The sequence below is a fragment of the Pedococcus sp. P2_A3 genome, from assembly GCF_056405035.1.
Genome location: NZ_JBFUCW010000010.1, coordinates 72,403 through 98,158, shown reverse-complemented (window position 1 = coordinate 98,158; position 25,756 = coordinate 72,403). Strand labels below are relative to the sequence as shown.

24 protein-coding genes and 1 tRNA gene are annotated in these 25,756 nt (G+C 71.2%); 13 read left to right on the top strand and 12 right to left on the bottom strand.

All coding sequences use genetic code 11. The features are described from left to right. The first annotated feature begins 19 nt into the window (after positions 1 to 19). Positions 20 to 868: a 16S rRNA (cytidine(1402)-2'-O)-methyltransferase gene (gene rsmI / locus AC1DX8_RS10210; protein WP_477629812.1), complete on the top strand. Its 849-nt coding sequence runs from the start codon at positions 20 to 22 to the stop codon at positions 866 to 868. Here the strand turns inward: rsmI and AC1DX8_RS10205 are convergent. The 3 genes from AC1DX8_RS10205 to AC1DX8_RS10195 form a co-directional block, all read right to left on the bottom strand. Beyond that, positions 861 to 1,634, bottom strand: coding sequence for a CPBP family intramembrane glutamic endopeptidase (locus AC1DX8_RS10205; RefSeq protein WP_477629811.1), 774 nt, complete (start codon positions 1,632 to 1,634; stop codon positions 861 to 863). The genes rsmI and AC1DX8_RS10205 overlap by 8 nt on opposite strands. A gap of 49 nt (positions 1,635 to 1,683) precedes the next feature. Further along, positions 1,684 to 2,283, bottom strand: a complete 600-nt coding sequence (locus AC1DX8_RS10200) for a DUF4126 domain-containing protein (protein ID WP_477629810.1) — start codon at positions 2,281 to 2,283, stop codon at positions 1,684 to 1,686. Positions 2,284 to 2,449: 166 nt separating this feature from the next. Continuing rightward, the gene (locus AC1DX8_RS10195; protein WP_477629809.1) at positions 2,450 to 3,085 is read right to left on the bottom strand and encodes a hypothetical protein; all 636 of its coding nucleotides are present in this window, start codon (positions 3,083 to 3,085) and stop codon (positions 2,450 to 2,452) included. Positions 3,086 to 3,275: 190 nt separating this feature from the next. On the opposite strand from AC1DX8_RS10195, the gene AC1DX8_RS10190 reads away from it, so the two are divergent. Together AC1DX8_RS10190 and AC1DX8_RS10185 are read left to right on the top strand one after the other, a co-directional pair. Beyond that, a complete protein-coding gene (locus AC1DX8_RS10190) occupies positions 3,276 to 5,387 on the top strand; it encodes a sensor histidine kinase (RefSeq protein WP_477629808.1) in 2,112 nt (703 codons plus the stop codon). A 43-nt stretch (positions 5,388 to 5,430) separates the two neighbouring features. Beyond that, positions 5,431 to 6,138 carry a response regulator gene (locus tag AC1DX8_RS10185; protein WP_477629807.1) on the top strand — a complete coding sequence of 236 codons (708 nt, stop codon included), beginning with the start codon at positions 5,431 to 5,433 and terminating at the stop codon, positions 6,136 to 6,138. Positions 6,139 to 6,220: 82 nt separating this feature from the next. On the opposite strand, the gene AC1DX8_RS10180 is transcribed toward AC1DX8_RS10185, so the two are convergent. Beyond that, positions 6,221 to 6,784 (bottom strand): hypothetical protein, encoded by a 564-nt coding sequence (locus AC1DX8_RS10180; RefSeq protein ID WP_477629806.1) that lies wholly within the window; start codon positions 6,782 to 6,784, stop codon positions 6,221 to 6,223. Between the two features lie 329 nt (positions 6,785 to 7,113). Next, the gene (locus AC1DX8_RS10175) at positions 7,114 to 8,058 is read right to left on the bottom strand and encodes a hypothetical protein (RefSeq protein WP_477629805.1); all 945 of its coding nucleotides are present in this window, start codon (positions 8,056 to 8,058) and stop codon (positions 7,114 to 7,116) included. Positions 8,059 to 8,306: 248 nt separating this feature from the next. Between AC1DX8_RS10175 and metG the strand changes: the two genes are divergently transcribed. From metG to rsmA, 4 genes are all read left to right on the top strand, one after another. Further along, entirely contained in the window at positions 8,307 to 10,133 is a 1,827-nt protein-coding gene (metG, locus tag AC1DX8_RS10170) for a methionine--tRNA ligase (RefSeq protein WP_477629804.1), read from the top strand. Further along, positions 10,120 to 10,983 carry a TatD family hydrolase gene (locus AC1DX8_RS10165; RefSeq protein ID WP_477629803.1) on the top strand — a complete coding sequence of 288 codons (864 nt, stop codon included), beginning with the start codon at positions 10,120 to 10,122 and terminating at the stop codon, positions 10,981 to 10,983. The genes metG and AC1DX8_RS10165 overlap by 14 nt, the downstream gene beginning before the upstream one ends. 298 nt (positions 10,984 to 11,281) lie before the next feature. Then, on the top strand, positions 11,282 to 12,406 hold the full coding sequence (locus tag AC1DX8_RS10160; protein ID WP_477629802.1) for a ubiquitin-like domain-containing protein: 1,125 nt from the start codon (positions 11,282 to 11,284) through the stop codon (positions 12,404 to 12,406). A 116-nt stretch (positions 12,407 to 12,522) separates the two neighbouring features. Then, positions 12,523 to 13,386, top strand: coding sequence for a 16S rRNA (adenine(1518)-N(6)/adenine(1519)-N(6))-dimethyltransferase RsmA (gene rsmA / locus AC1DX8_RS10155; RefSeq protein ID WP_477629801.1), 864 nt, complete (start codon positions 12,523 to 12,525; stop codon positions 13,384 to 13,386). A 128-nt stretch (positions 13,387 to 13,514) separates the two neighbouring features. On the opposite strand, the gene AC1DX8_RS10150 is transcribed toward rsmA, so the two are convergent. Continuing rightward, positions 13,515 to 16,037 (bottom strand): DUF4153 domain-containing protein, encoded by a 2,523-nt coding sequence (locus AC1DX8_RS10150; RefSeq protein ID WP_477629800.1) that lies wholly within the window; start codon positions 16,035 to 16,037, stop codon positions 13,515 to 13,517. Next, a complete protein-coding gene (locus AC1DX8_RS10145; RefSeq protein WP_477629799.1) occupies positions 16,034 to 16,738 on the bottom strand; it encodes a response regulator transcription factor in 705 nt (234 codons plus the stop codon). Before AC1DX8_RS10145 ends, AC1DX8_RS10150 begins: the two co-directional genes overlap by 4 nt. A gap of 153 nt (positions 16,739 to 16,891) precedes the next feature. On the opposite strand from AC1DX8_RS10145, the gene AC1DX8_RS10140 reads away from it, so the two are divergent. Both AC1DX8_RS10140 and AC1DX8_RS10135 read left to right on the top strand, forming a co-directional pair. Continuing rightward, positions 16,892 to 17,827, top strand: coding sequence for a 4-(cytidine 5'-diphospho)-2-C-methyl-D-erythritol kinase (locus AC1DX8_RS10140; RefSeq protein ID WP_477629798.1), 936 nt, complete (start codon positions 16,892 to 16,894; stop codon positions 17,825 to 17,827). A gap of 3 nt (positions 17,828 to 17,830) precedes the next feature. Beyond that, the gene (locus tag AC1DX8_RS10135) at positions 17,831 to 19,705 is read left to right on the top strand and encodes an ABC-F family ATP-binding cassette domain-containing protein (protein WP_477629797.1); all 1,875 of its coding nucleotides are present in this window, start codon (positions 17,831 to 17,833) and stop codon (positions 19,703 to 19,705) included. Positions 19,706 to 19,709: 4 nt separating this feature from the next. On the opposite strand, the gene AC1DX8_RS10130 is transcribed toward AC1DX8_RS10135, so the two are convergent. After that, positions 19,710 to 20,210 carry a MarR family winged helix-turn-helix transcriptional regulator gene (locus AC1DX8_RS10130; protein WP_477629796.1) on the bottom strand — a complete coding sequence of 167 codons (501 nt, stop codon included), beginning with the start codon at positions 20,208 to 20,210 and terminating at the stop codon, positions 19,710 to 19,712. Between the two features lie 74 nt (positions 20,211 to 20,284). Here AC1DX8_RS10130 and AC1DX8_RS10125 point away from each other — a divergent pair, with 74 nt between their 5' ends. Beyond that, positions 20,285 to 21,100, top strand: coding sequence for a methyltransferase domain-containing protein (locus tag AC1DX8_RS10125; protein ID WP_477629795.1), 816 nt, complete (start codon positions 20,285 to 20,287; stop codon positions 21,098 to 21,100). Between the two features lie 15 nt (positions 21,101 to 21,115). On the opposite strand, the gene AC1DX8_RS10120 is transcribed toward AC1DX8_RS10125, so the two are convergent. After that, a complete protein-coding gene (locus AC1DX8_RS10120) occupies positions 21,116 to 21,769 on the bottom strand; it encodes an O-methyltransferase (RefSeq protein WP_477629794.1) in 654 nt (217 codons plus the stop codon). A 9-nt stretch (positions 21,770 to 21,778) separates the two neighbouring features. After that, entirely contained in the window at positions 21,779 to 22,378 is a 600-nt protein-coding gene (locus tag AC1DX8_RS10115; RefSeq protein ID WP_477629852.1) for a TetR/AcrR family transcriptional regulator, read from the bottom strand. 83 nt (positions 22,379 to 22,461) lie between these two features. On the opposite strand from AC1DX8_RS10115, the gene AC1DX8_RS10110 reads away from it, so the two are divergent. Beyond that, on the top strand, positions 22,462 to 23,292 hold the full coding sequence (locus tag AC1DX8_RS10110) for a peptidoglycan recognition protein family protein (RefSeq protein ID WP_477629793.1): 831 nt from the start codon (positions 22,462 to 22,464) through the stop codon (positions 23,290 to 23,292). A gap of 9 nt (positions 23,293 to 23,301) precedes the next feature. Here AC1DX8_RS10110 and AC1DX8_RS10105 read toward each other — a convergent pair whose 3' ends face one another. Further along, the gene (locus tag AC1DX8_RS10105) at positions 23,302 to 24,270 is read right to left on the bottom strand and encodes an acyl-CoA desaturase (RefSeq protein ID WP_477629792.1); all 969 of its coding nucleotides are present in this window, start codon (positions 24,268 to 24,270) and stop codon (positions 23,302 to 23,304) included. A gap of 194 nt (positions 24,271 to 24,464) precedes the next feature. Between AC1DX8_RS10105 and AC1DX8_RS10100 the strand changes: the two genes are divergently transcribed. Then, a tRNA-Gln gene (locus AC1DX8_RS10100) sits at positions 24,465 to 24,543 on the top strand. A 194-nt stretch (positions 24,544 to 24,737) separates the two neighbouring features. Beyond that, entirely contained in the window at positions 24,738 to 25,010 is a 273-nt protein-coding gene (locus AC1DX8_RS10095; protein ID WP_477629791.1) for a PspC domain-containing protein, read from the top strand. 130 nt (positions 25,011 to 25,140) lie between these two features. On the opposite strand, the gene AC1DX8_RS10090 is transcribed toward AC1DX8_RS10095, so the two are convergent. Continuing rightward, positions 25,141 to 25,602, bottom strand: a complete 462-nt coding sequence (locus AC1DX8_RS10090; protein ID WP_477629790.1) for a hypothetical protein — start codon at positions 25,600 to 25,602, stop codon at positions 25,141 to 25,143. Positions 25,603 to 25,756 lie beyond the last annotated feature (154 nt).

Genomic DNA, 25,756 nt, shown 5'->3' with positions numbered 1-25,756 from the left:
CCCCTGACAGGATGGCGACGTGACCTCCGACGCCGGTGTCCTCGTCCTCGCCGCCACCCCGATCGGCGATCCCCGCGACGCCGCTCCCCGCCTGGCCGAGGAGATCGCCACCGCCGACGTCGTGGCGGCCGAGGACACCCGACGGCTGCGCCGCCTGTGCTCCGACCTCGGCATCACGCCGAGTGGGTCCGTCCTCAGCTACCACGAGCACAACGAGGAAGCACGGACGCCCGAGCTCGTCGAGCGCCTTCGCGGCGGAGCTCGCGTCGTGGTCGTGACCGACGCAGGTATGCCGTCCGTGTCGGACCCCGGGTACCGCTTGGTCGACGCCGCGGTCGCGGCCGGCATCAGGGTGACCTGTGTGCCGGGGCCGAGCGCCGTCCTCATGGCCCTGGCCGTCTCGGGGCTGCCGGTGGACCGCTTCTGCTTCGAGGGCTTTCTCCCGCGCAAGCCCGGCGAGAAGGCGCGTGGGCTGGCCGCGCTGGCTGCGGAGCGCCGCACGATGGTCTTCTTCGAGGCCCCGCACCGCATCGACGCGACCCTGCTCGCGATGGCCGAGGCCTTCGGCCCCGACCGGAGGGCCGCGGTCTGTCGTGAGCTGACGAAGACCTACGAGGAGGTTCGTCGGGGCGGGCTGGCCGAGCTGGCCGCCTGGGCGGCCGAGGGGGTGCGCGGCGAGATCACCGTCGTCGTGGCCGGGGCGACCCCGGAGGTGGCGACCGTCGACGAGGCGCTGCCCGGCATACAGGAGCGGGTTGCCTCGGGGGAGCGGCTCAAGGACGTCTGCGCAGACGTCGCGCTGGCGACCGGGTTGTCGAAGAAGGCGCTCTACGACGCCGCTCTCCTCGCCAGGCGGCCGGTCAGCTGAGCCAGGCCAGGTGGTCCTTGAGGAGGGCGTAGCCGACGAAGGCCACCACGTCGAGCAGGGTGTGCGCCACCACGAGGGGCCCGACCCGCCTCGTGCGCGTGTAGACCCACCCGAAGAACAGCCCCATCACGAGGTTGCCGACGAACCCGCCGAACCCTTGGTAGAGGTGGTACATCCCGCGGATGAGCGCCGACGTGACGACCACGGCGGGCAGCGACCACCCGGCACGCAGCCACCGGGTGTAGAGGTAGCCGATCATCACGACCTCCTCGAGCACCGCGTTCTGCGCGGCCGCGAGGACGAGGACCGGGATCGTCCACCAGACATCGGTGAGGTTGGCGGCCGCGATGGTGGTGTTGAGGCCGATCGCCCTGGCCGCCGCGTACAGACCCAGTCCCGGCAGGCCGACCGCCGCCGCGAGGGCCGCACCTCGCACCAGGTCACGGCCCGGCTCGCGCAGGTCGAAGCCCATCGCGTGACGGGCGTCCGAGCGGTCGCGGCTCAGGAGGTAGAGGGCCAGCGCGACCGGGACGAGCGCCAGCGCGATCCCGACCAGCTGGTAGGCCAGGTCGAGCCAGGGCCGGTCCGGCGTGACGGAGGAGTTCATCGCCGTCGTCTGCTGGTTGAGCGGCACGTTGCGGGTGAGCTTGTTGACCAGGGACAGCACCGCGTAGATGCCCGACGACCCGAGGCTGACCCCGAGGACCAACGCGGTCTCGACGACCAGTGCGCGACGCGTGGGGGGCGGGGCAGCGGCGACGGTCATGCGCCCATCCTCGCGGTCCCGGCTGGACGAGTCATGCGAGGGCCGGGCGTCAGGCGAGTGCTGCTCGGCCGTCTCGCCGCTTGCGCCATCGCCGCACCTTGAGCCAGAGCCACACGAGGAGCCAGGCGAGCAGCACGAGGAACAGCACGACGAGCACCGGGATGAACACCGCGACGAGGCTCAGTCCCACGGAGGCGCCGTCCTCGACGGTCGACGCGATCGGTGCGCCGAAGCCGAGGGTCCCCGCGTTGATCGCTGGTCTCGCCACGGTCTTCCCGCCGTGCACCAGCCCCGAGACGATGATGCCCAGCACGACGCCCACCCATGGGTTCTGGGTCATCCAGGTCGAGTTGTCGAGGCCCTCGGCCGCCGACGTCGCGGCGAAGACCAGGCCGCCCATGCTGGGCCGGATGAAGGTCTGCACCGCGTCGTTGACGGTGTCGACGGCGGGGATCTTGTCGAGCACCACCTCGGTGAGCAGCAGCACGGCACCGATCCCGATCGCCCACCACGACTCGATCCACGAGTACGACTGGGGCAGTGTGAGGAAGTCGGTGAACCGCGCGATCAGGGCCACGACGAGGAACGGGATGTAGGCGTTGAGGCCCGCTGCTGCGGACAACCCCATGCCGGTCAGCGCGGCGAACATCGGCCACCTCCTGTGCGGGTGCGGTGCACCTGTGAGGACATGTCTACTCGACGCGGGTGCCCGATGCGTGGTTCCCGGGCGGGAGGTTCCGGCCACGCGCACGGGTATGCCGCGTGCGGCGTCCGCACGCGGCATACCTCGTGGTGGTGGCTGGCGGGTGGCCGGGTCAGCTGCCGTCCGCCTTCTTGCGGGCGACGATCTGGCCGAGGACGGCGTAGCCGAGGACCAGGTGGGCGGCGCCGACCCAGCGGGCCACGCCCTCGCCGAGGATGCCCATGGTCGGGACGGTGACGACGGCCCAGCTCTCGGCGACCATGGGGTAGAAGCGGGAGAGGCCCTTCCAGCGGCCGGCGATGGCGATGCGGATGCCGATGAGCGACATGCCGAGCATCGAGATCGGCCAGAACATGTCGAGCGCCAGCGACGCCGGGTTGTCCAGGTTCGTGAGGCCGAAGAAGTCGGAGGTGGTCGAGGCCATTGCCAGGACGAGGGCCCCGGTCTCGATGCGCAGCACCGTCCGGGCGACCTTGCCGGCACCGATCGCCTTGGAGCGCCACAGGACGCGTACCAGCGAGAGGACACCGATCTGGAACAGGAAGGCGCCGGCGTTGTGGGCGTACTGGTAGGCAGTGCTCTCGTTGTTGAAGCCGAACACCGCGATCATGCTCGACCAGGCGAGGGCGCCGACGGTGAGCATGGTGCCGTGCCGGAAGTACGGGCGGGGGTTCGGCGCAACGAGCGGCTGGCTCGCGTCGGTGGTGACGTCGGATCGAGCGGGTGCCGAGGTCCTGGTGAGCGACATGGTGGGTCTCCTTGGTCTGGTCGGGTGGTGAGTGGTCGGCGCCGGGTCGGTGCCGTTGCCGAGGACTCTGCGGCGCCCCACGACCCGGGCGGCAGGGACCGCTGTCCCGTTCCCGGTCCCCGAAGTTGTCCCGTCCGGTCGGGACACCAATCCCCTGACGACGGGACACCGGCGTTGGCACACTGACGAGGTGACCGCCGTGCCAGCCCTGCGCGCCCAGGCCTCGGGCCCGGCTGCGCCCGGCTCGGACGCGCCCGGCTCCGGTGCGAGTCGACGACACCTCGTCCTGCCCGGCCTGATCGTGGTGGCCCTCTTCGCGCTCGTGGTGGGATGCGTGCTGCTCGACGCGAGGTCGACCGATGCGCAGCGGGTGCTCTACGTCAGCGAGCGCGGCGTCGTCAGTGGCGCCATCGGGGCTTTCGTCGGCCTGTGCGGTGCCGCGATCCTCGCCTTCCGGCCGAGGCACGTGGTGGGTCTGGTGCTCGCCGCCACCGGCGGCTTCTGGGCCCTCGACGGTTTCTGCGAGTCGTATGCCGTGGTGGGGCTCCACCAGCGGCCGACCCTCCCGCTCACCGGACTCGCGTACTGGGTCGTCTCCGAGGCCGGGTCGCTGCTGCTGGTGGCCCTGCCCCTGGTGCTCGTGCTGTACCCGACGGGTCGACTGCCCCGGGGCCGCTGGCGAGGCGCCGCTGCGGCTGCGGTGGTCATGTCGCTTGCCCTGCCACTCAGCCTCATCCTGGCTCCGGACCACGTGGTCTACGACGGCCGGCTCCCCGACCAGGTGGTGCGGCTCCTCCCTCAGCTCAGCCTCCCGCTGTCTGACGGCGCGGCCATCGCCACGATCCACGTCGGGCAGGTGCTGACGATGCTGGCGATGCCACTGGCCGCCGCCACCGTCTTCGCCCGACACGCTCGCTCGGCCGGCGTCGAGCGGACCCAGCTGCGCTGGCTGCTCTGGGCCGCCATCGTCTGCCTGCTCGCCGGCGGGGTGATGCTGCTCGACGTCAACGGACCGGTCGGGTTCGCCGCCCTCGTGGTCGCCCTGGTGGCGACCAGCCTCTCGGTCGTCATCGGGGTGGGGCGGCCCCAGACCGGCGACATCGACGCCCTCGTCGGTGGCACGCTCGTCTACGGCGCGATCGCCGCACTGTTCGTCCTGCTCGACCTGGGGGTCGTCGCGGCCGCCGCAGCCCTCTTGGGCGACCGTTTCGAGGAACGCCAGGTCACCGTCCTCGTCCTCGTCCTGGCCGTCGCGGCCTACGGCCCACTGCGTTCCTGGCTCACGGCGCAGGTGCGCCGCCGGGTGCTCGGTCGACGGGGAGAGCGGTACGAGGTGGTCTCCGCCCTCGCCGAGCGGCTCGAGGAGTCGGGTGGGCTCGAGGAGCAGCTCCCGGCGCTCGCGGCGAGCGTGGCCGAGGCCTTCCGCGTGCCGTTCGTGCGGGTCGAGGTGCTCGGGCCCGGTGGACAAGGGCTCGCGGCGACGCACGGGACAGCGCCCGTCGCGAGCCGCTCGTTCCCGATCACGTACCGCCGAGAGCGGATCGGCTCGATCGAGCTGCCCGACGGAGGCATCCGGGGGATGCTGTCGCGGCGCGACCAGGTCCTCCTCGTCGACGTCGTCCGGCAGGCGGCCATCGCCGTGCGGAGCAGCCTGCTGGCCCGCGAGCTCCAGGCGTCGCGGGAGCAGCTGGTCCTTGCCCGGGAGGAGGACCGACGCCGGATCCGACGCGACCTGCACGACGGCCTCGGCCCTGTCCTCGGTGGGGTGGCCATGCGGCTGGACGCCGCCGGCAACGCCGTCGAGTCCGACCCGGCGACCGCCCACCGTCTCGTCGTGCAGTCGCGCGCCGAGATCACCGAGGCGCTCGCCGACGTGCGCCGGCTCGTCCACGGCCTGCGACCCCCCGCGCTCGACGACCTCGGCCTGCTGGCCGCGGTCGAGCAACAGGCCGACCGCACCCGGGCCGCCGGGCTCGAGGTGTCCGTCCGCGCCGACGACGTGGCCGGCCTGCCCGCGGCCGTCGAGGTCGCGGCATACCGGATCGTGTCGGAGGCGCTCACGAACGTCGCCCGCCACGCGCACGCCAAGGCGTGCACGGTGACGCTGACCGCTGGACCCGCCGACCTGGCGGTGGAGGTGCGGGACGACGGTCGCGGCATCGCGCCGGACGTCGTGGCGGGGGTCGGGCTGCGATCGCTGCGGGAGCGGGCCGAGGAGCTCGGTGGGCGGTACGAGGTGGTGTGCCCACCCGGTGGCGGGACGACGGTGCGGGCGTGGCTGCCGGTGGGAGGCAACGGATGACGGGCGACGGCGTGCGGGCGTGGCTGCCGGTGGGAGGCAACGGATGACGGGCGACGGCGTTCGCGGGGATGGTTCGGGACGGGACGGGTCCGGCGGGGAGCGGGCCGTGGTGCGGGTGCTGATCGCCGACGACCACCCGATCTTCCGTGACGGGCTGGCGACGTTGCTCGAGCCGCACCCTGACATCGAGGTCGTCGCCCGGGCGGCCGACGGCGCAGAGGCGGTGGCACTGGCGGCCGAGCACCGTCCGGACGTGATCGTGATGGACATCCAGATGCCGCAGGTCAACGGGATCGAGGCGACGCGGCGGGTCCTGGCCGAGCAGCCCTCGGTCGGGGTGCTGGTCTTCACCATGGGGGAGGACGACGGCACGCTGCTGTCGGCCATGCGTGCCGGCGCCCGGGGCTACCTCGTCAAGGGTGCTGCGCAGGACGAGGTGGTGCGTGCGATCACCGCCGTCGCTGCCGGTGGGGTCGTCTTCGGCGCCTCCCTGGCCCCCCGGATCGGTGAGCTGCTCGCGCCCTCCCCGGCGAGGCAGGCGACGGAGTTCCCGATGCTCACCGAGCGCGAGCGCGAGGTGCTGGACCTCATCGCAGCCGGGCGCTCCAACGGACAGATCGCCGCCGAGCTCTATCTCGCACCGAAAACGGTGCGCAACAACGTGTCGGCGATCCTGTCGAAGCTGCAGGCGACCGACCGTGCCGAGGTCATCATCCGCGCGCGGGACGCCGGCCTGGGTCAGCGCGACTGACCCGAACCCTGGCCCTCTGCACCGCCCTCGGACTGGCTGCACGGACTCGCTGCACGGGGTCGCTGCACGCTGGTCAGCCTTGTCAGCCGAGGAGCGGGTCGACCAGGTCGGCGCAGAAGTCGAGCTCGGTGAAGCGGCCGTTCATCGCCGTGACCACCGGGTCGCCGATCTGCTCACCGCCGGGCTGCGCGTCGCCCAGGAGGTCGTAGGTCGTGACCATCCGCAGCGTCCCGGAGTCGCGGGCGACCAGCTGGCCGGAGTCGTCGCGCACGGTGAACGAGGCGCCCGACAGCTTGGACTCGAAGGACCAGATGGTGCCCTCGAGGTGGGTGCCGCTGGTCTCGCGGAAGGTGCTGTGGTTGGTGATCGTGAAGAAGCGACCGTTGGCCGGGTTGGTGAACGTGTCGACGGCAGACACCTGGTTCCAGCCCAGGTAGGCCTCGTCGGTGCCCTTGATCGTGCGGATCGTGAAGCCCCCGTGGCCTTCCGCCGTGTGGTCGACGGTGATGCCGCAGTCCTCGAAGCTCTCGGCGAAGGTGAAGCTGAAGTGGTCGTGGCTGTAGATGGCCGCGTCAGCCGGTGCAGCGACGACGACGGCGAGGGCAGCGGCAGCCACGGCGGCCCGGGCGATGGTCCTGCGGATCATGGTTCCTCCTCCGGTTGGGGTGGTCCTGCCCTCTCCACGGTCCTCGCCCGCCAACGACCAGACATCCGGAGAAACCCGTAGTCCCGGTGCCCCTCCTCAACAACGGGCCATTCGCTCGCTTTCCCGGCCGTCCTGACCCGCAACCGCGCGAAAGTCGGCCATTCGCCCGCTTTCCCGGCCGTCCTGACCCGCAACCGCGCGAAAGTCGGCCATTCGCCCGCTTTCCCGCGCCTCCCGGAGCCCGGAGCCACGGGAACTCGGCCATTCGCCCGCTTCCTCACGCCTCCCGGAGCCCGGAGCCACGGGAACTCGGCCATTCGCCCGCTTCCTCACGCGCCCGGGCGGCCAGGGAAGTGGCGGTGCCACTCGGCCGAGAGCAGCGCGGGCACCCGGATGCCGCGAGACCGCATGGCGGCCTCGATTCGGGACAGGACTCCCCTCGGATCCCCGTACACCTGCGACCCCAGGACGACGACGAACTTCCAGTCCTGCGCTTCCAGGTCCTCGCGCCGAAGCAGGTCGCCCTCCCACTGACCCTCGCGCTCGATGTGGTGACGGCCGTCGAACTCGATGCCCAGCCTCTGGTCTGGGAAGGACAGGTCGATGCGGTACTGCACCCGACCGTCGACGTCCACGACCTGGAAGTTGACCACCGGCTCCGGCAGGCCGGCCAAGACGATGAGCATCCGCAGCCGGCTCTCCATCGGGGAGTCGACCTTGTCCCGGACGAATGACGCGGCGCGGACCACGAGCGCGCGGTGGTATCCGGTCCAGTCCCTGGCGGCGTCTCGCAGATGTTCCGGGGTCGTGACCCCGGCCCGCACGAGCGAGTCGCCGAGCACGACGAGGTCGACCAGATCTGACCATCGGCCCATGTCGAGGAAGGTGCGCTCGGGGCTCGTGGCGGGCAACCCTCGACGCCTCACCGAGGGCGGCATGGTCTTGACGCGATGCGGCCGGATGCCGGCGATCTTGGGGCGGTTGAGGTCCGGCATGGTCAGGTGGATGTCACTGGAGTCCGGGGGGACGCCGCCCCAGAGTCGCGCTGCGGTGTGGTGCGTCACGACCGACGACGTGGGTGCGACGGTCAGGGCCGCCAGGGAACGCAGGACGAGAGTGGGCTCCACGACGGCCAGGACGTGCACTCCCCGGAAGAGCTGCTGGTACCTCGACCCGGCCAACTCGAGATCGGTGACACCGGCGGCCCGTGCCTCGGCACGGGTGAAGGGCAGCCTCGGGTCGAACGCCCGGCCTGGAAGTGAGCGACGCGGCATACCTCAAGGGTGGGGGGCCACCACGCACTCGCCGTCGGTTTTCCACAGCGCCATGAAGAAGCGGGCGATTGGCCGGGAGTTGCGGGGCTGGGAGGGGGCCGCCCACGGGAAGTCGGGCGATTGGCCGGGAGTTGCGGGGCTGGGAGGGGGCCATCCGCGGGAAGTCGGGCGATTGGCCGAAAATGTGCCGTGCGCCCCGCCACTGGAGCGGCCGAAACCCGTTTGGCGCCCACCCCTAGGATTCAACCGTGACAAGAGTCCTCTCCGCCGTTGCCTGGCCCTATGCCAACGGGCCCCGGCACCTCGGCCACGTGGCCGGGTTCGCCATCCCCTCCGACGTCTTCAGCAGGTACATGCGGATGGCCGGCCACGACGTCCTCATGGTCAGCGGCTCCGACGAGCACGGCACCCCGATCCTCGTCCTCGCGGACAAGGAGGGCGTGACGCCGCAGCAGCTCGTCGACACCAACCACGCGATCATCGCGTCCGAGCTCGCCGACCTCGGCTGCTCCTACGACCTCTACACGCGGACGACCACGACCAACCACTACTCCGTCGCACAGGAGCTGTTCACCCAGGTCTGGAAGAACGGCTACATGGTCGAGCAGACCACGAGCGGCGCCATCTCGCCGTCGACCGGGCGGACGCTGCCCGACCGCTACATCGAAGGCACCTGCCCGATCTGCTCGTATCCCGAGGCGCGCGGCGACCAGTGCGACAACTGTGGCAACCAGCTCGAGCCCACCGACCTGATCAACCCGCGGTCGAAGATCAACGGCGAGGTGCCGGAGTTCATCGAGACCCAGCACTTCTTCCTCGACCTGCCCGCGCTCGCGGACGCCCTGAGGGAGTGGCTCGCCGGTCGGGAGCAGAGCGGCACGTGGCGCCCGAACGTCATCAAGTTCAGCCTCAACATCCTGGACGACATCCGTCCCCGCGCGATGACCCGTGACATCGACTGGGGCATCCCCGTCCCGCTCGATGGCTGGCGCGACCAGCCCGCCAAGCGGCTCTACGTCTGGTTCGACGCCGTCATCGGCTACCTCTCCGCCTCGGTCGAGTGGGCCCGCCGGCTCGGCGAGCCCGACCGCTGGCGGGAATGGTGGAACGACCCGGAGGCGCTGTCCTACTACTTCATGGGCAAGGACAACATCACCTTCCACTCCCAGATCTGGCCGGCCGAGCTCCTCGGGTATGCCGGTCGCGGCAGTCGTGGGGGCGAGCCCGGTCAGTTCGGGGTGCTGAACCTGCCGACCGAGGTCGTGTCGAGCGAGTACCTCACCATGGAGGGCAAGCAGTTCTCGACGTCGCGCGGCTACGTCATCTACATCCGCGACGTCCTGGAGCGCTACGGCCCGGACGCGATCCGCTACTACATCTGCGCGGCGGGACCCGAGAACCAGGACGCCAACTTCACCTGGGCCGAGTTCGTGCAGCGCAACAACTCCGAGCTCGTCGCCGGCTGGGGCAACCTGGTCAACCGGACGGCCGCGATGGTCGCCAAGAACTTCGGCGAGATCCCGCAGCCGGGCCCGCTGGAGCCCGTCGACGAGGCGGTGCGGGCCAAGGTGCTGGCCGCCTTCGAGACCGTGGGTGGGCTGCTGGCCAAGCAGCGGATCAAGTCCGCGGTGGCCGAGGCGATGCGGACCGTCGGCGAGGTCAACAAGTACGTCACCGACACCGAGCCCTTCAAGCTCAAGGGTGACGACCAGCGCGAGCGCCTGGCGACCGTGCTGCACACCCTGACCCAGTGCGTGGCCGACCTCAACCGCATCCTGGCGCCCTTCCTGCCGCACTCCTCCAACGCCGTGCACGCGGCCTTCGGTGGCGAGGGAACCTTCATGCCGATGCCGGTGCTCGAGGAGGTCTCCGGGCTCGACGACGCGGACGCCGACCGGACCTACCCGATCATCACCGGTCAGTACTCGCAGACCCCCCGCTGGGAGTCGGTGCCCGTGGTGGTCGGGGCGACTGTGGTGAAGCCCACTCCGATCTTCACCAAGCTGGACGAGGCCGTGGTCGACGAGGAGCTCGAACGGCTCCGCGACGACGCCTCCGGTGATGGCGACGGCTGACCCGGGTCAGGGCGGCGGTCACCACCGGGTGCCGGACGCCCCCGACCCCCTGCCGATCCCGGTCGTGGACAACCACACCCACCTCGACATCGCCCGTGACGGTGAGGACGCGCCCGACGTGGCCGCAGTCATCGCCGCGGCCAGGGCGGTCGGGGTGGACCGGCTGGTGCAGATCGGGTGCGACCTGCCCGGGGCGCGGTTCACGGTCGAGATGGTCGACCGGCACCCGGCGATGCTGGGTGGCGTGGCCCTGCACCCCAACGAGGTGCCACGGCTCGCCGAGGCCGGCACGCTGGACGCGGCATACGCGGAGATCGAGGAGCTGGCCGCGCACCCACGCGTGCGCGTGGTCGGTGAGACCGGCCTCGACTACTACCGCACCGGCCCGGATGGCGTTGGGGTGCAACAGGACTCGTTCCGCTGGCACATCGACCTCGCCAAGCGGACGGGCAAGGCCCTGCAGATCCACGACCGCGACTCCCATGACGACGTGCTGCGCATCCTCGAGGAGGAGGGGGCGCCTGAGCGGACCGTCATGCACTGCTTCTCCGGTGACGTCTCGATGGCGCGCACCTGCGCCGACCGCGGTTACTACCTCTCCTTCGCCGGCACGGTCACCTTCAAGAACGCGAGGGGCCTGCGAGACGCGCTGTCGGTGACTCCGCTCGACCGCGTGATGGTCGAGACCGACGCGCCCTACCTCACGCCCTCCCCGTGGCGCGGCGCGACCAACGCCCCCTATCTCGTGCCCCTCACGATCCGGGCGATGGCGGGGGTCATGGGGGTCGCCGTGCCGACCCTCTGCCAGGCCGTGAGCGACAACGCGGAGGCCGTCTACGGACCGTGGTGAGAGCCCGGCAGAGCCCCGGGAGGCGGGCCTGAATCACACCGGTGTGGCTTGGCCAAACCCCGAATCTTCCGTTACCAAAATTTGACCTTTGCCGAAAAGGTGGTCATCGTGGATGACTGTTGGCCGGGGTCGGACCCACCGGGCGACGCGATCAGGGGTTGTTCAAACCGCCACGACGGCGGGCCAGAGCGACCCCTGTGCCTTTGCCCTTGGGCACAGGCGCCCAAGCCCCCCGGCACCACGGGGCAGGGGACGCGACGCCGCACCGATGCCCGGGGAGTACGAACTCTGGAGCATCGTGATCACCCGTCCCGTTCGACGCATCGCCCAAGCCGCGGTCGTCACCAGCCTCGTGGCTGGCGCCGTTGGCGTCTCGCACCTTGACAAGTCCGTCACCCTCTCGGTCGACGGCAAGACCTCGACGGTCCACGCCTTCGCGGGCACCGTCGACGACATCCTCAAGAAGCAGGACATCTCGATTCGTGAGCACGACGTGGTCGTCCCGGCCCCTGGCACCCAGGTCGCCGATGGCCAGAAGATCGTCGTCCGCTACGGCCGCAAGCTGACCGTCACCATCGACGGACGCACCCGCGAGTACTGGACGACCGCCACCACCGTCTCGGCCGCCCTGCAGGAGCTCGGCATCCGCGCCGACGCCGCCAAGCTGTCGGCCTCCCGTTCCATGTCGCTGGGCCGCCAGGGCCTGGTCCTGTCGGTGACCACGCCCAAGCAGGTCGCCGTCCGCGTGGACGGCACCAACCGCACCGTGAGCACCACCGGTGCGACGGTCGCCGACGTGCTGTCGGAGCTCAAGATCGGTCGCGACGCCGACGACCGCGTCTTCCCGCGCCTGACCACCCCGGTGACCGCCGGCCTGAGCATCGCGGTGCTCCGCGTGACGTCACGTGACGTCAAGGAGACCCTGCCCATCGCACCGCCGGTCACCCGCCAGAAGGACTCCACCCTCTACGTGGGCCAGACCAAGACGATCAGGTCCGGCACCGCCGGCGCCAAGGTGGTCACCTACAAGGTGGTCCGGGTCGACGGCAAGCTCGAGAGCAAGCAGGTCATCAGCACCGTCGTGACCCAGGCGCCCACCCGTGCCATCGTGGCCGTCGGCAGCAAGGCCCGCCCCGCCACGACGATCAGCGCCGGCAACACCTCCGGTGCGGGCATCAACCTGTCCAACGCGGCCATGTGGGACCGCATCGCCCAGTGTGAGTCGGGCGGCAACTGGTCGATCAACACCGGCAACGGCTACTACGGCGGTCTGCAGTTCAACATCAGCTCGTGGCTGGCCAACGGTGGCGACGACTTCGCGTCACGCCCCGACCTGGCCTCGCGCGAGGAGCAGATCACCGTCGCCAACCGCTACTACGCCAAGGCGGGCCTCGGCCCCTGGGGTTGCGCGCACGCTGCCTGACCCACCAGCTTCCCCCGCGAAGGTCCGCCTCACCCGAGAACGTCTGTCAGGTGAGGCGGACCTTTGTCCCAGGACCCGATCAAGGTGGGCCGTGGGTGTCGCCTAGAGTCGGCGCCATGGTCGAGCAGAGCGGGTTCCTCGGTGCTGCGCAGATCCGGGAGATCGCGGCGGACCTCGGCCTGCGTCCGACCAAGCAGTGGGGCCAGAACTTCGTCGTCGACGCCAACACCGTCAAGCGGATCGTGCGCCTGGCCGGGGTGTCCGCTGACGACTCGGTGGTCGAGGTCGGCCCCGGCCTCGGCTCGCTCACCCTCGCGCTGCTGCCCGAGGTGGGTCACGTGACGGCGGTGGAGGTGGACCCCACCCTCGCTCGGGCGCTGCCGGGCACCGTGAGCCGGCTCGCACCGGCATACGCGGACCGCTTGACGCTCGTCCACGCCGACGCGATGCAGGTGCGCGAGCTGCCCGACCCCCAACCCACGGCGCTGGTCGCCAACCTGCCGTACAACGTCTCGGTGCCGGTCGTGCTCACCTTCCTCGAGGCGTTCCCGACGCTCGAGCGCGTGCTCGTGATGGTGCAGCTCGAGGTCGCCGAGCGGCTCGCCGCCAAGCCCGGGTCGAAGGCCTACGGGGTGCCCAGCGTCAAGGCCGCCTGGTATGCCGCGGTGCGGCTCGCGGGGACCGTGCCGCGCAGCGTCTTCTGGCCGGTACCGAACGTCGAGTCGGGGCTGGTGCTCCTCGAGCGGCGGTCCGCCCCGATCACCACGGCGAGCCGCCGCGACACCTTCACCTGCGTCGACGCGGCCTTCGCCCAACGCCGCAAGACCCTGCGCGCCGCCCTCGCGGGCTGGGCCGGGTCCGCGCCGAGGGCTGAGGAGTGCCTGCGCATGGCCGGGATCGACCACCGGACGCGGGGCGAGCAGCTGGGGATCGACGAGTTCGCCGCCATTGCCGCCGCCCGGTCGACCCTCGCGGACTGACCGCGACCTTCGTCTCCGTCAGGAACCGGCCAACTGCCCGGTTCCGTGCCCTGAACGGCGCCGATCGCCCCAGCTTTCGGGCGATTGGCCGAAAGCTGGGGCGACCAGGCTGCGATCCGGGCTGGACGTCAGGGGGTCGGGTGACAGACCGCGCGGGCCGGCTCGCTGGTGGCCATCGGCCGCTGGGTCATCAGGTCGCGCGCCCGAGCCCGCCCGAGGTTCCACTCCAGCCAGTCGTCTCCCGTGGGCCGGGAGATCTCGCCCGTCCCGGTGACGCACCCGAACGGGTCCGCGGGCAGCTTCCAGATCGCGGGGTACGCGTCGGCCGACAGGGTGGCCAGGTAGACGTAGTCGGTCGCGGTGGCGGAGTCGGGCCGGGCGAGGTTCTGCTCCGCGATGTAGAGGTCGGGGTTGACGACGGCGAGCCCCAGGAGCCCCACCGCTCCGAGGCGCACGGCCATCGGCACCAGCCACCCGCGACCCTTCACGACGCCTGACGCCATGACCAGGAGCACCACCGCGCCCAGCCAGCCCTCGAACACCGAGACGAGCAGTCGCAGCCGGGTGAACCCGTAGGCCTCCTCGTAGAGGTGCATCCGGTAGAGCGCGGACACCACGACGACGATGGTCATGAGGCAGAGCGCGCCGAGCGCGAGATCGCGGGCCCGGCCCGGGGCGGCCTTGCGGGCCGCCCACGCGACCACCGTCAGGGTGAGGATCGTCGCGACGGTCAGCTGGCCGAACCCCTGGTGCACGTAGTCGGCGTAGGTGAGTCCGGTCGTGCGCTGGAGGTAGTCGTGGCCGCCGAACATGGCGGTGGCCTGGGCGATGAGGAAGAGCAGGAAGACGGCGTTCACCACGGTGACGGGTGCAAGCCACTCGAACTGCCGGCGGCTGGGGCGCAGGGGCAGCTGCAGCCGGTCGACCGCAGGCGGGGCCATGCTGACGTATGCCGCGGCGAGCGTCCCAGCCGCGATGAACAGGGCCAGGACCACGCGGGCGGGCAGGTCGTTCCAGGTGATGTCGGGGGTGAGGCTGTCGACCCATGAGGCGAACAGCGCGTCCGCAGAGGCGAAGAGCGCACCGAAGACGAGCAGCAGCACGACCGAGACGAGCGCCGTCCGGGCGGCGGGGAGCCACGCCGCGACGCTGGTTCGCGGCTTCAGGGTGCGCCCCAACCACGGCAGCCCGCGCAACGCCGCGAGCGGCACGGCCGCAGCCGTCGCCAGCAGGCCGACGATGGTGCGCGCGCGGGTGGAGTTCACAGCCACCAGGGCGAGGGCCGCGAGCAGGCACAGGACGGTGATCCACTCGGCGGCGCGGAGCACCAGGGTGGCAAGCAGCAGGGCGACCACCACCGCGTCGACCCCGTCACGCCACGACCACCGCGAAGACCCTCCGCGTGCGGTCCGGGCCGCGAAGACCGTCGCGGCGACCGCGGCGAACACCAGCGCGGTGCCGAGTCCGAGGCTGCGGTTGGGGAGGACCAGTGCGGCCGCCACGCCGGTCGCGACAGCCGCGGCGACGATCGCGGGACGGCGACGCGGCGCATCCGGCCAGTACGACGTGAGCGAGTCACGCGGCGGCGCGGGCGGGGACTCCGGGATCGGGGCGGGTGGGGTGAGGGTGCTCATCACGGGCTCTTTCGTGGTGGTCGGACGGTCTGCGTCCGTCGGTAGCAGGACGTTGATGCGGCAGCCGTGGTCGCTGTCCGCGACGGCGATGCTGCCGCCGTGCAGCTGGGCGACCCAGCGCGAGATGGCCAGTCCGAGGCCGGTGCCGCTGTCGTGGGCGGTGCTCGTGGTGAAGCGCTCGAACACCGCTCGCCGGTCGGAGGCGGCGATGCCGGGTCCCTCGTCGGCCACGGCCACGAGCACGTCACCGCCAGCGGCCTCCGCACTGACCTGGACCAGTCCGCCCGCGGGGCTGTGCCGCGAGGCGTTGTCGATGAGGTTCGCGAGGAGCTGGTGCAGCCGGTCAGGGTCGGCCGGGACGGTGAGGGTCTCGGGCTGGACCCGCACGGCATAGCGCAGCCCGTCGACCCGGGCCTGCGCGACGGCCTCGGTCAGGAAGTCGGACAGCCGGATCTCCTTGACCCGCAACGGCGTCACGCCTTCCTCGACCCGCGAGAGGTCCAGCAGGTCGTTGACCAACCGGCCGAGGCGCTCGGTCTGGGCCAGCGCGAGGCGCAGCTCCTCCGGTCCCGGCTGTGACACGCCGTCGACGAGGTTCTCGAGGACGGCCTGGAGCGCGGAGATCGGAGTGCGCAGCTCGTGCGACACGTTGGCCACGAGGTCGCGTCGCTGCCGGTCGACCAGCTCGAGCGTGGCGGCCATCCGGTTGAAGGCCCGGGCGAGCTCGCCGACCTCGTCGCGGGACGTGGCGTGCACGCGGCGTGAGTAGTCGCCGGTCGACATGAGCTGGGCGGCCTGCGTCATCTCGCGCAGGGGAGAGGTCATGCCGCGGGCGAGCAGCTGCGTGACGCCGAGTGCGGCCAGCACGGCCACCGGCACCGTGGCCCACGGCGAGAGTCCGGCCCGGGTGCCGACGACGGCCAGCACCGACGCGACCATCACGGTCACCGCGACGAGCAGGCCGAGCTTGACCTTGATCGACCGGATGGCGTCGAGCGGCCGCACGTCGTACCTCACGGCCCCACCTCCAGGGCGTAGCCGACCCCGTGGACGGTGCGCAGGAGGTCGGCGCCGAGCTTGCGGCGCAACGACTTCACGTGGCTGTCGACGGTGCGCGTACCAGAGGCATCGGCCCAGCCCCACACCTCGGCGAGCAGGGCCTCGCGGGTCAGCACGGTGCCCGGGCGTGCGGCGAGGCACACGAGCAGGTCGAACTCGGTGGGGGTCAGGTGCACCTCGTCCTCGCGCGACCAGACCCGGCGCTGCGCGCCGTCGATGCGCAGCCCGTTGACGTCGACCGTCGGCGGGACCGTGCCGGCGCCCCCTCCAGCGCCGGCCACGGCCGCTCGCTCGACGCGTCGCAGCAGGGCCCGGATTCGAGCCACCAGCTCACGCATGGAGAAGGGCTTGGTCATGTAGTCGTCGGCGCCGATCCCGAGCCCCACCAGCAGGTCGGTCTCGTCGTCACGGGCGGTGAGCATCAGCACGGGCACCGGTCGCTCGGCCTGGAGCCGGCGGCATACCTCGTGGCCGTCGAGGCCGGGGAGCATCACGTCGAGCACCACCAGCTCGGGGTCCCAGGCGGCGGCTCGCTCGAGCGCCACGAGGCCGTCGTGCACCTGCTCGACGTCGAAACCCTCGGCGACCAGCCGGGCAGCGATCGCCTCGGCGATGGTGGGTTCGTCCTCGACGACGAGGACGCGGGGCTTGGTGCTCACGTTCTCGAGAGTAGGAGAGCGACAGTGCAGGGGAGGCGGAGATGGTGTGAAGGTTCTGTGCAGATGTCCGGATCCGCTGGGGGCGGCGGACTGCCGGGCCGCGGCGGCTGAGCCGATCCGCGCGCCGGCCCGCACCCCGTTAGGGTGGCGGCCATGACCTCTGCCGCGATGCCACCGTCATCGGTGACGGTGCGCGTCCCTGCGAAGGTCAACCTCGAGCTGCTCGTCGGGGCGCCGCGCGACGACGGCTACCACCCGCTCTCGACGATCTTCCACGCGGTCAACCTCTTCGACGAGGTGACGGTGATGAGTGCGCCGGAGTGGGGGATCGCCGTGTCGGGCCCGCAGTCGCTCGGGGTGCCGGTCGACGGCACGAACCTCGCAGCGCGGGCTGCGCAACGCCTGGCCGAGGTCGGCGGCATCGACGAGCCGGTGCACATCACCATCCGCAAGGACATCCCGGTCGCGGGCGGCATGGCCGGCGGGTCGGCCGATGCTGCCGCCACCCTCGTCGCGTGCGACCACCTCTGGGGCACCGGGCTGAGCCGCCCCGAGCTCGAGGAGATCGCTGCGAGCATCGGCAGCGACGTGCCCTTCCTGCTCGGAGGTGGCACCGCGATGGGCTCGGGTCGCGGTGAGGTGCTGGCCCCGGTGCTGGCGCGCGGCAGCTACCACTGGGTCTTCGCGCTCAGTGAGGGCGGCCTGTCCACCCCGGCGGTGTATGCCGAGTGCGACCGGCTGCGCGGCGACCGCCCGGTGCCCGAACCCTCGCCCAGCCCGGAGATGATGACCGCCCTGCGCTCCGGCGACGCCCGCGCGCTGGGTGCGGCGCTGACGAACGACCTCCAGGCAGCGGCCATCTCGCTGATGCCCGCGCTGGGAGACGTGCTCGACGCTGGGCTCGAGTTCGGCGCCCTCGGAGGCGTGGTCTCCGGATCGGGGCCGACCGTCGCGTTCATCGCCGAGTCCAACGAGGCGGCGCTCGACCTCGCCGTGTCCCTCACCGCCTCGGGGGCGGTGCAGGACGTGCGGCGGGCGACGGGTCCGGCCCACGGCGCCCATGTCATCAGCGCCCCCAGGCCGGGCTGACCGGTGGCCAACCTCATCAGTGTCGAGCGCGCCTCGCTGGCCCTCGGCACCGCCCAGGTGCTCGACGAGGTCTCGCTCGGCGTGCTCGGCGGCGACCGCATCGGGGTCGTGGGCCGCAACGGTGGCGGCAAGACCACCTTGCTGCGCGTCCTCGCCGGTGAGCGTGGCGTCGACACCGGACGGGTGACCCGGGCGGGTGTCTCGAGCGTGGGCGTGCTCGCGCAGGAGGACGTCCTCGACCCGGCCCACACCGTGCGCGAGGCCGTGCTCGGTGACCTGGCCGAGCACCTCTGGGCCGGCGACCCGCGGATCCGTGACGTCCTGACGGGGTTGCTCGGTGGGATCGGGGCCGAGGCCGTCGGAGGCTTCGAGGCCCTCGTGGGACCGCTCTCCGGCGGGGAGCGCCGACGCCTCGCGCTGGCCCGGCTGCTCGTGCAGGACCCGACGGTGCTGTTCCTCGACGAGCCGACCAACCACCTCGACGTCGAAGGTGTCGCCTGGCTGGCCGAACACCTCGTGCGCCACCGCGCCCGCCCCGACAACGCGGTCGTCGCCATCACCCACGACCGCTGGTTCCTCGACGCCATCGCGACCTCCACGTGGGAGGTCGTCGACGGCAAGGTCAACGCCTTCGAGGGCGGCTACGCGGCCTACGTGCTGGCCAAGGCCGAGCGCGAGCGGATGGCCGCAGTCACGGCCGAGCGTCGCGACAACCTGCTCCGCAAGGAGCTGGCCTGGCTGCGCCGCGGTCCACCGGCGCGCACGTCGAAACCGAAGTTCCGCATCGACGCGGCCAACACCCTCATCGCCGACGAGCCGCCTCCGCGCGACGACGTCGAGCTGATGCGCTTCGCCACGACCCGTCTCGGCAAGGACGTCGTCGACCTCCTGGACGCGTCCGTGACGCTCGGCGACCGGCTGCTGCTCGACCGCATCACCTGGCACCTCGCCCCGGGGGAGCGCGTCGGCATCGTCGGGGTCAACGGCGCGGGCAAGTCGACGTTGTTGCGTGCGATCGCCGGGACGGTCCCGTTGTCGTCCGGCAAGCGCAAGCAGGGCGTGACGGTGCGGCTGGCCTACCTCACGCAGGAGGTGCGTGAGCTGGAGCGGTATGCCGACTGGCGCGTCATCGAGGCGATCGAGGACGTCCGCAAGTACATCCGCCTGGGCAAGAAGGAGATCAGCGCCTCGCAGCTCGCGCAGCGCCTCGGCTTCACCGGTGGCCGCCAGCAGACCCGGGTGTCGGACCTGTCCGGTGGCGAGCGGCGTCGGCTCCAGCTGACGCGCCTGCTGATGGACGAGCCCAACGTGCTGCTCCTCGACGAACCCACCAACGACCTCGACATCGAGACGCTGACCTCTCTCGAGGACGTCCTCGACGGCTGGGCGGGCACGCTGCTCGTGGTGTCGCACGACCGCTACCTGCTCGAGCGGGCCTGTGACAAGCAGGTCGCCCTGATGGGCGACGGCAAGATCCGCCAGCTGCCCGGTGGGGTCGAGCAGTACCTCGAGCTCCGCCATGCCCAGCCGCTGGCCACGCTGCCAGTCGCCCCCACGTCGACATCCGCGTCCTCGTCGGCGCAGGTTTCCCACCCCATGGGAACGAAATCTGCAGGCGGTTCCGCGACCACGCCGGCGCCGGCGGCCGCTCCGACGCACAGCCCTGCCGAGCTGCGCGAGGCCCGCAAGGACATGGCGCGCGTCGAGAAGCAGCTCGCGCGGCTGGCCCAGCGGGAGGACCGGATCCACGCCGAGATGGCCGAGTCGGCCACCGACCACGCGAAGGTGCTCGCCCTCAACGGGCAGCTGCGCGAGATCGTCGACGAGCGCGAGGGGCTCGAGCTCGAGTGGCTCGCGGCCGCCGAGATCGTCGGCTGACGGCTCAGGCCTCGAAGGGGGACAGCAGCCGGCGGAGCATGGCGGCGAGCTCGTCGCGGTCGCCGGTGGACAGCTCCGCGAGCAGGTCGCGCTCGCGGTCGAGCAGGTCGGCCATCGCGTCGTCGACGGTGCGCTGACCCGAGGGGGTGAGCCGCACGATGACCCCGCGCCGGTCGGTCGGGTCGGGGCTGCGGCTGACCAGCCCGCGTCGCTCGAGTCGGTCGACCCGGTTGGTCATGGTGCCGCTGGTGACCAGGGTCTGGCGGATGAGCTGGCCTGGCGAGAGCTGGTACGGGGAACCGGCCCGGCGCAGTGCGGAGAGGACGTCGAACTCCCAGCCCTCGAGCTGGTGTCGGGCGAACGCCTGCACCCGGTCGAGGTCGAGCCGGCGCGCCAACCGCGACACCCGGGACAGGACCTGCAGGGGAGCGACGTCCAGGTCGGGTCGCTCGCGCCGCCACGCCTCGACGATGCGGTCGACGTCGTCGGGCGGGGGAGTCGACATGGTGACAACTCTACCTTCCGTCAAGTATCTTGACATCAAGATATTGATCCAGAGGTCGTCGAGAGGTCGCTTCCATGAGCACCACGTGGGATCCCCAGCAGTACGCCAGGTTCTCCGACCACCGGTCCCGGCCGTTCGGTGACCTCATGGCCAGGGTGGGGGCGGTCAACCCCGAGGTCGTCGTCGACCTCGGCTGTGGCAATGGACCCCTGACGCTCTCGCTGGCCGAGCGCTGGCCCGACGCGCGCATCGTCGGGGTCGACCACTCCCCCCAGATGCTCGACGCGGCGCGGTCACTCGACACCGCCGGGGCGGTCGAGTGGGTGGAATCCGATGTGGCGCAATGGGATCCGGGAACGCTGGGCGCCCAGCCCGATGTCATCGTCACGAATGCGACGCTGCAGTGGGTGCCGAGCCACCTGGACCTCCTGACCGCGTGGGCCGGTGCCCTGGCGCCCGGAGGATGGCTCGCGATGCAGGTGCCGGGCAACCTCGACGCCCCCTCACACGCGCTGATGCGCGAGGTCGCCCGCGACCATCCCGATGCCGAGCTGCTGCGACCGGCGCTCGACCGCCTGGCCGTCGAGCAGCCGTCGGCGTACGTCGAGCTGCTCGGGAGTGTCGGACTCGAGGTCGATGGCTGGGAGACGACCTACCAGCACATCCTCGATCCGGAGGCGCAGCAGGCCAACCCGGTGCTGGAGTGGGTGCGCGGGACGGGCCTCCGTCCGGTGCTCGAGGCCCTCACCGACGAGACCCGGCGCGAGGCGTTCCTGGCGGACTACGACGCGAGGCTGCGCGCGGCATACCCCCGGACCTCGATGGGCGTGATCTTCCCGTTCCGTCGCATCTTCGTGGTGGGCCACCGTCCGGACCGTGCCGAGCGGTGAGGAGCGAAGGACGCGTCAGAGCTTGCGGGCGATGGTCAGTCCGTCAAAGGCAGTCAGCACGACCACCTCGACCCGCTCGTCGGCGGCGACGAGGTCGTTGAACGCCCGGAGCGCGTCGAGGTTGTCGCCCGACTTCTCGTCATCGACGATCTCTCCGCTCCACAGCACGTTGTCGGCCAGGAGCAGGCCGCCGGGGCGCACCCGGGGCACCAGCTCGGACCAGTAGTCGGCGTACCCGCCCTTGTCGGCGTCGATGAAGACGAGGTCGACCGCGAGGTCGTTCGGCAGGGACCGGAGCGTGTCGAGTGCGGGCGCGATGCGCAGGTCGATGCGGTCGGCCACGCCGGCGGCCCGCCACGCCTCCCGTCCGATCGCGGTCCACTCCTCGCTGATGTCGCAGCACACCAGCGTGCCGCCCTCGGCCAGCCCGCGCGCGATGCAGAGGCTCGAGTAGCCGGTGAACGTGCCCACCTCGACAGCCACGCGGGCGCCGACCAGGTGCGTGAGCATGGTCAGGAGCTGCCCCTGGTCGTCGCCGATCTGCATCCCGGCGGGGCCGCCGAGGGCGCGGGTGCGCTCCTGCAGCTCGCGCACCACCGGGTCGGGCTGCCAGGAGCTGTGCGCGGCGGAGTAGTCGCGGACCGCGTCGGTGACCAGGAATGAGCGCATCCCGTCAGGTTAGTCCGCGGTGACGAGGGTGGGCTTCTTCTCGAGACCGGCCAAGCCGTTCCAGGCGAGGTTGACCAGGTGTGCAGCGACGTCGGCCTTCTTCATCTTGCGCGAGTCGAGCCACCACTGGCCGGTGAGGGCGACCATGCCGACGAGCATCTGGGCATAGAGGGGAGCGGTCTTCGGGTCGAGCCGTCGGCGCTTGAACTCCGCCGCGAGGATGTGCTCGACCTGGCTGGCGACGTCGGAGATGAGGCTCGCGAAGGACCCGGTGGACTGCCCGGCGGGGCTGTCGCGCACGAGGATCCGGAACCCGTCGGTGTTGCGCTCGATGTAGTCGAGCAGGGCGCCCGCAGCGCGTTCGAGGGTCTCGCGGCTGTTGAGCTCGGCGCTCAGGGCGCCGGTGATGCCGCCGAGGAGGGCCGCGATCTCGCGGTCGACGACGACGGCATACAAGCCCTCCTTGCCGCCGAAGTGCTCGTAGACCACCGGCTTCGAGACGCTCGCCTTGGCCGCGATCTCCTCGACCGTCGTGCCCTCGAAACCCTTGTCCGCGAACAGTTTCCGGCCGACCTCGATGAGCTGCTCGCGGCGTTGCTTGCCCGTCATGCGGGAGCGGGAGCTCGGGGGCGGGGACTTCTCGCGGGCGTCGGTCACGCGGTCCATCATGCCTCGTGCGTAGCGTGGTGGTCGTGAAGGGCAGAGCCAGGGATGCCGGGGGAGCCAGGCGCGTCGCGATGGCGGCTACCGCCGTGGTCGCCCTGCTGGTGCTCGGCCTGGCCCTCGACGAGGGGTTGCTGGGGCGAGCCGAGTCGGCGACCCGCGACTGGCTCGAGTCCGGCCACGACGAGGTGGCGCCGAGTCCCACGTCCGTGGTCACCACGGCTGCGACACAGAACCCCAGGCCGATCGGGACCCCGGCACGGCCGGCCCTGGGCGTGCCCGCCGCGCCGCGGATCGTGACCGACCACCTGACCTTCGGGGCCAGGCGAAGGGCGGAGACGGCGGCATACGCGGCACGCCACTACGGCACCCACACGGCTGCCCTGCGCCCCTCGCTCATCGTGCTGCACTACAGCGAGAGCGACACCTACGCGTCGGTCCGCTCGCTCTTCGAGGCCGACCAACCCAACCGGGGCGAGGAGCCGGGCACCTGTGCCCACTACGTCGTCGACCAGGACGGCACGATCCACGAGCTCGTGCCCCCGACCGTGATGTGCCGCCACACGGTCGGGCTCAACCACGTCGCGATCGGGATCGAGTTCGTGCAGTCCTCACACGGTCACGACCCGCGGTGGGCCACCCAGCAGGTGCTGCGGCGCCCGGCCCAGGCAGCGGCGGGGGTCGCCCTCGTGGAGGACCTGCAGCGGCGGTTCGCGATCCGTGACGAAGACGTCATCGGTCACGCGATGGCCAATGACAGCAAGCAGTTCCGCGACCTCGAGGGGTGGCGCAACGACCACCTCGACTGGCAGGCGCCGGAGGTCGTGGCGTTCCGGCGCATGCTGACGACGTCGCCCTGACCGGCAGCGTCAGGCCGCGACCCGTCGGGCATCGATCCGCTTGGCGACCGGCCACCGCACATCCGTGGCCCAGCCGAGCTTCTCGAAGGCCCAGATGACCCGTGCCGTCGAGTCGATCTGCCCCTTCTCGACGCCGTGGCGGGCGCAGGTCGGGTCGGCATGGTGCAGGTTGTGCCACGACTCACCCATCGACAGGAAGGCCAGCCACCAGACGTTGCCCGACTTGTCGCGGCTCTTGAACGGCCGCTCCCCGATGGTGTGGCAGATCGAGTTGATCGACCAGGTCACGTGGTGCAGCAGTGAGACGCGCACGAGCGATGCCCAGAAGAACGCGGTCACGGCGCCCTGCCAGCTCATCGACCAGAGCCCACCGATCAGCGCCGGGAGCAGCATCGATCCCGCGACGATCAGGGGGAAGGCGTGGTCGACCTTCTGGAGGTCCTGGTCGGCGATCAGGTCGGGGGCGTACTTGCTCCGAGGGGTCTGCTCGACGTCGAAGAGCCACCCGGTGTGCGCCCACCAGAGGCCCTTGGCCAGCGCTGGGATCGTCTCGCCGTAGCGCCACGGGCTGTGCGGGTCGCCCTCGCGGTCGGAGAAGGCGTGGTGGCGGCGGTGGTCGGCGACCCACCGCACGACGGGTCCCTGGATGGCCATCGACCCCGCGACGGCGAGCGCGATCTTCAGGCCACGGTTGGCCTTGAACGAGCCGTGCGTGAAGTGGCGGTGGTAGCCGACCGTGATGCCGTGCCCCGCGATCGCGTACATCACGACGAAGATGACGATGTCGTGCCACCCCAGCCCCCAGCCCCAGGCCACCGGGATGGCCGCCAGCAGGGCGAGGAACGGGATGCCGATGAACAGCGCCAGGGCGACCTGTTCACCCCCGCGCTTCAGCTCGGGCTCGATGGTCGCGGGGGGCGGTGTCGCCGAGGGCTGGGGCGCGGGAGTGGGTTGGGCCGAGGGGGTTGCGGTGGTCATCGCCGGGGAACCTTCCTTCGTGGTCGCCTGGGGCATCGTCAACTTACGAAACCGTAACCTACGGATTCGTAGGTTGTCATCGTGTGCGGCCGCCGCTCACGGGGTCGCCGCCCAGCGCCGTGGCCCGCGATGCCGGGGTATGCCGCGTGCTTGGCTACCCTTGGCAGGTCCCCGCGGTCCCTTCCGTGGGGCGTTCCCCGGTTGGTCTGCTGGCAGGGCCCGCCTGACTTTGAATCAGGACAAGCGACGTAGGTTCGATTCCTACCCGGGGAGCTCGCGGCTCCTCCCGGTTCGAGGTAAACCCGCCGGTCATCCCCGGCGGGTTTTCATCGACCGGGACCCTGAGACCCCAGGGCGACAACCGGGGTCGGGTCAGGGGCGCACCCGATGGGCAGCGGCGTCGTCGCCGAGCACTCTTGAGGTGTCAGGGAAAGCCCCTGACGCCAACCGAAGGAAGTGCTCCACCCATGAACGACATCCACTCGAGCTTCGCCCAGCAGGGCCTGGTCCGACCGCGTGACGAGCGCGTCCTCGGCGGCGTCGCCTCCGGCCTCGGTCGCCGGTTCGGCATCGCGCCGTGGCCCGCGCGGATCCTGTTCGTGCTGCTGCTCATGGTGATCCCCGGCAGCCAGATCCTCATCTACCCGATCCTCTGGATCCTCATGCCGTCCGAGAGCGTCGCCGGCGCCCGGTCCGCCGCCCCGACCCCCCAGCCCCAGACGCCCACCGTCGCGTCCTGACCGGGACCGCAGACCGCGCCCACGCCGGCACGCAGGGAAGGGCCCGACCTCCCGTCCTCGACGTGGACGAGGTGGTGGTCGGGCCCTTCGCTGTGGGGGTGCTGACCTGCCGTGACAGCAGGCGGTCGGCTCAGCTCGTCGGCTGTGAGGACGAGCTGGAGCTCGAGGAGCTGGAGGAGCTCGACGTGGTCGACGTGCTGGGTCCGCAGTAGTAGTTGGACAGCACGAACTGGCCGGTCCAGGTGCTCGGGACGACAGCCGTGGCGTCCTTGACCAGGGTGCCGGTGAACCAGGCGTCGTAGTGGGCGACCGAGAGGGTCTGCTTGGACTTGGCCACGGTCTGCGAGCTGCCGTCGGCGAGCGAGACGTTGATCGAGGCCGGGCCCGAGGAGATCTGGTTGATGATGAAGTGGGCGCCGATGACGCCGTCCGGGCAATCGGCTGCGTGATCGGCGATGCTGGCCTGCTTGACGTGCACGGTCATGGTGTCGGCGGCCTGCGCCGGACCCATGCTGATGGCGATCGCCGCTGCGGCGACCAAGGCGGCTCCTGCTGCCGGCAAGGTCCACCGGTTGATGGTGACGGTCCTCATGACTCCCCTTCCAAACGTTCCCTGAGACGGAACTCCAGTGTCGCCACGGCAACGGAGAACCGGATCGCGTCGAAGGGCGACTGCCACCTCCACCCTCGGTATGAGTGCGGGTGCGTGTCGTGGTGTTTTGCCCCGACTCGGGGTAGATGACCGC

What these genes read in the sequence shown, in the direction of transcription:
- AC1DX8_RS10205 (WP_477629811.1), bottom strand. Translation starts at nt 1,634, where the DNA reads ATGACCGTCGCCGCTGCCCCGCCCCCCACGCGTCGCGCACTGGTCGTC.
- AC1DX8_RS10165 (WP_477629803.1), top strand. Translation starts at nt 10,120, where the DNA reads ATGGCGACGGCTGACCCGGGTCAGGGCGGCGGTCACCACCGGGTGCCG.
- AC1DX8_RS10120 (WP_477629794.1), bottom strand. Translation starts at nt 21,769, where the DNA reads ATGCGCTCATTCCTGGTCACCGACGCGGTCCGCGACTACTCCGCCGCG.
- AC1DX8_RS10125 (WP_477629795.1), top strand. Translation starts at nt 20,285, where the DNA reads ATGAGCACCACGTGGGATCCCCAGCAGTACGCCAGGTTCTCCGACCAC.
- AC1DX8_RS10105 (WP_477629792.1), bottom strand. Translation starts at nt 24,270, where the DNA reads ATGACCACCGCAACCCCCTCGGCCCAACCCACTCCCGCGCCCCAGCCC.
- AC1DX8_RS10180 (WP_477629806.1), bottom strand. Translation starts at nt 6,784, where the DNA reads ATGATCCGCAGGACCATCGCCCGGGCCGCCGTGGCTGCCGCTGCCCTC.
- AC1DX8_RS10090 (WP_477629790.1), bottom strand. Translation starts at nt 25,602, where the DNA reads ATGAGGACCGTCACCATCAACCGGTGGACCTTGCCGGCAGCAGGAGCC.
- AC1DX8_RS10140 (WP_477629798.1), top strand. Translation starts at nt 16,892, where the DNA reads ATGACCTCTGCCGCGATGCCACCGTCATCGGTGACGGTGCGCGTCCCT.
- AC1DX8_RS10200 (WP_477629810.1), bottom strand. Translation starts at nt 2,283, where the DNA reads ATGTTCGCCGCGCTGACCGGCATGGGGTTGTCCGCAGCAGCGGGCCTC.
- AC1DX8_RS10130 (WP_477629796.1), bottom strand. Translation starts at nt 20,210, where the DNA reads ATGTCGACTCCCCCGCCCGACGACGTCGACCGCATCGTCGAGGCGTGG.
- AC1DX8_RS10185 (WP_477629807.1), top strand. Translation starts at nt 5,431, where the DNA reads ATGACGGGCGACGGCGTTCGCGGGGATGGTTCGGGACGGGACGGGTCC.
- AC1DX8_RS10115 (WP_477629852.1), bottom strand. Translation starts at nt 22,378, where the DNA reads ATGACGGGCAAGCAACGCCGCGAGCAGCTCATCGAGGTCGGCCGGAAA.
- AC1DX8_RS10095 (WP_477629791.1), top strand. Translation starts at nt 24,738, where the DNA reads ATGAACGACATCCACTCGAGCTTCGCCCAGCAGGGCCTGGTCCGACCG.
- rsmA (WP_477629801.1), top strand. Translation starts at nt 12,523, where the DNA reads ATGGTCGAGCAGAGCGGGTTCCTCGGTGCTGCGCAGATCCGGGAGATC.
- AC1DX8_RS10175 (WP_477629805.1), bottom strand. Translation starts at nt 8,058, where the DNA reads ATGCCGCGTCGCTCACTTCCAGGCCGGGCGTTCGACCCGAGGCTGCCC.
- AC1DX8_RS10195 (WP_477629809.1), bottom strand. Translation starts at nt 3,085, where the DNA reads ATGTCGCTCACCAGGACCTCGGCACCCGCTCGATCCGACGTCACCACC.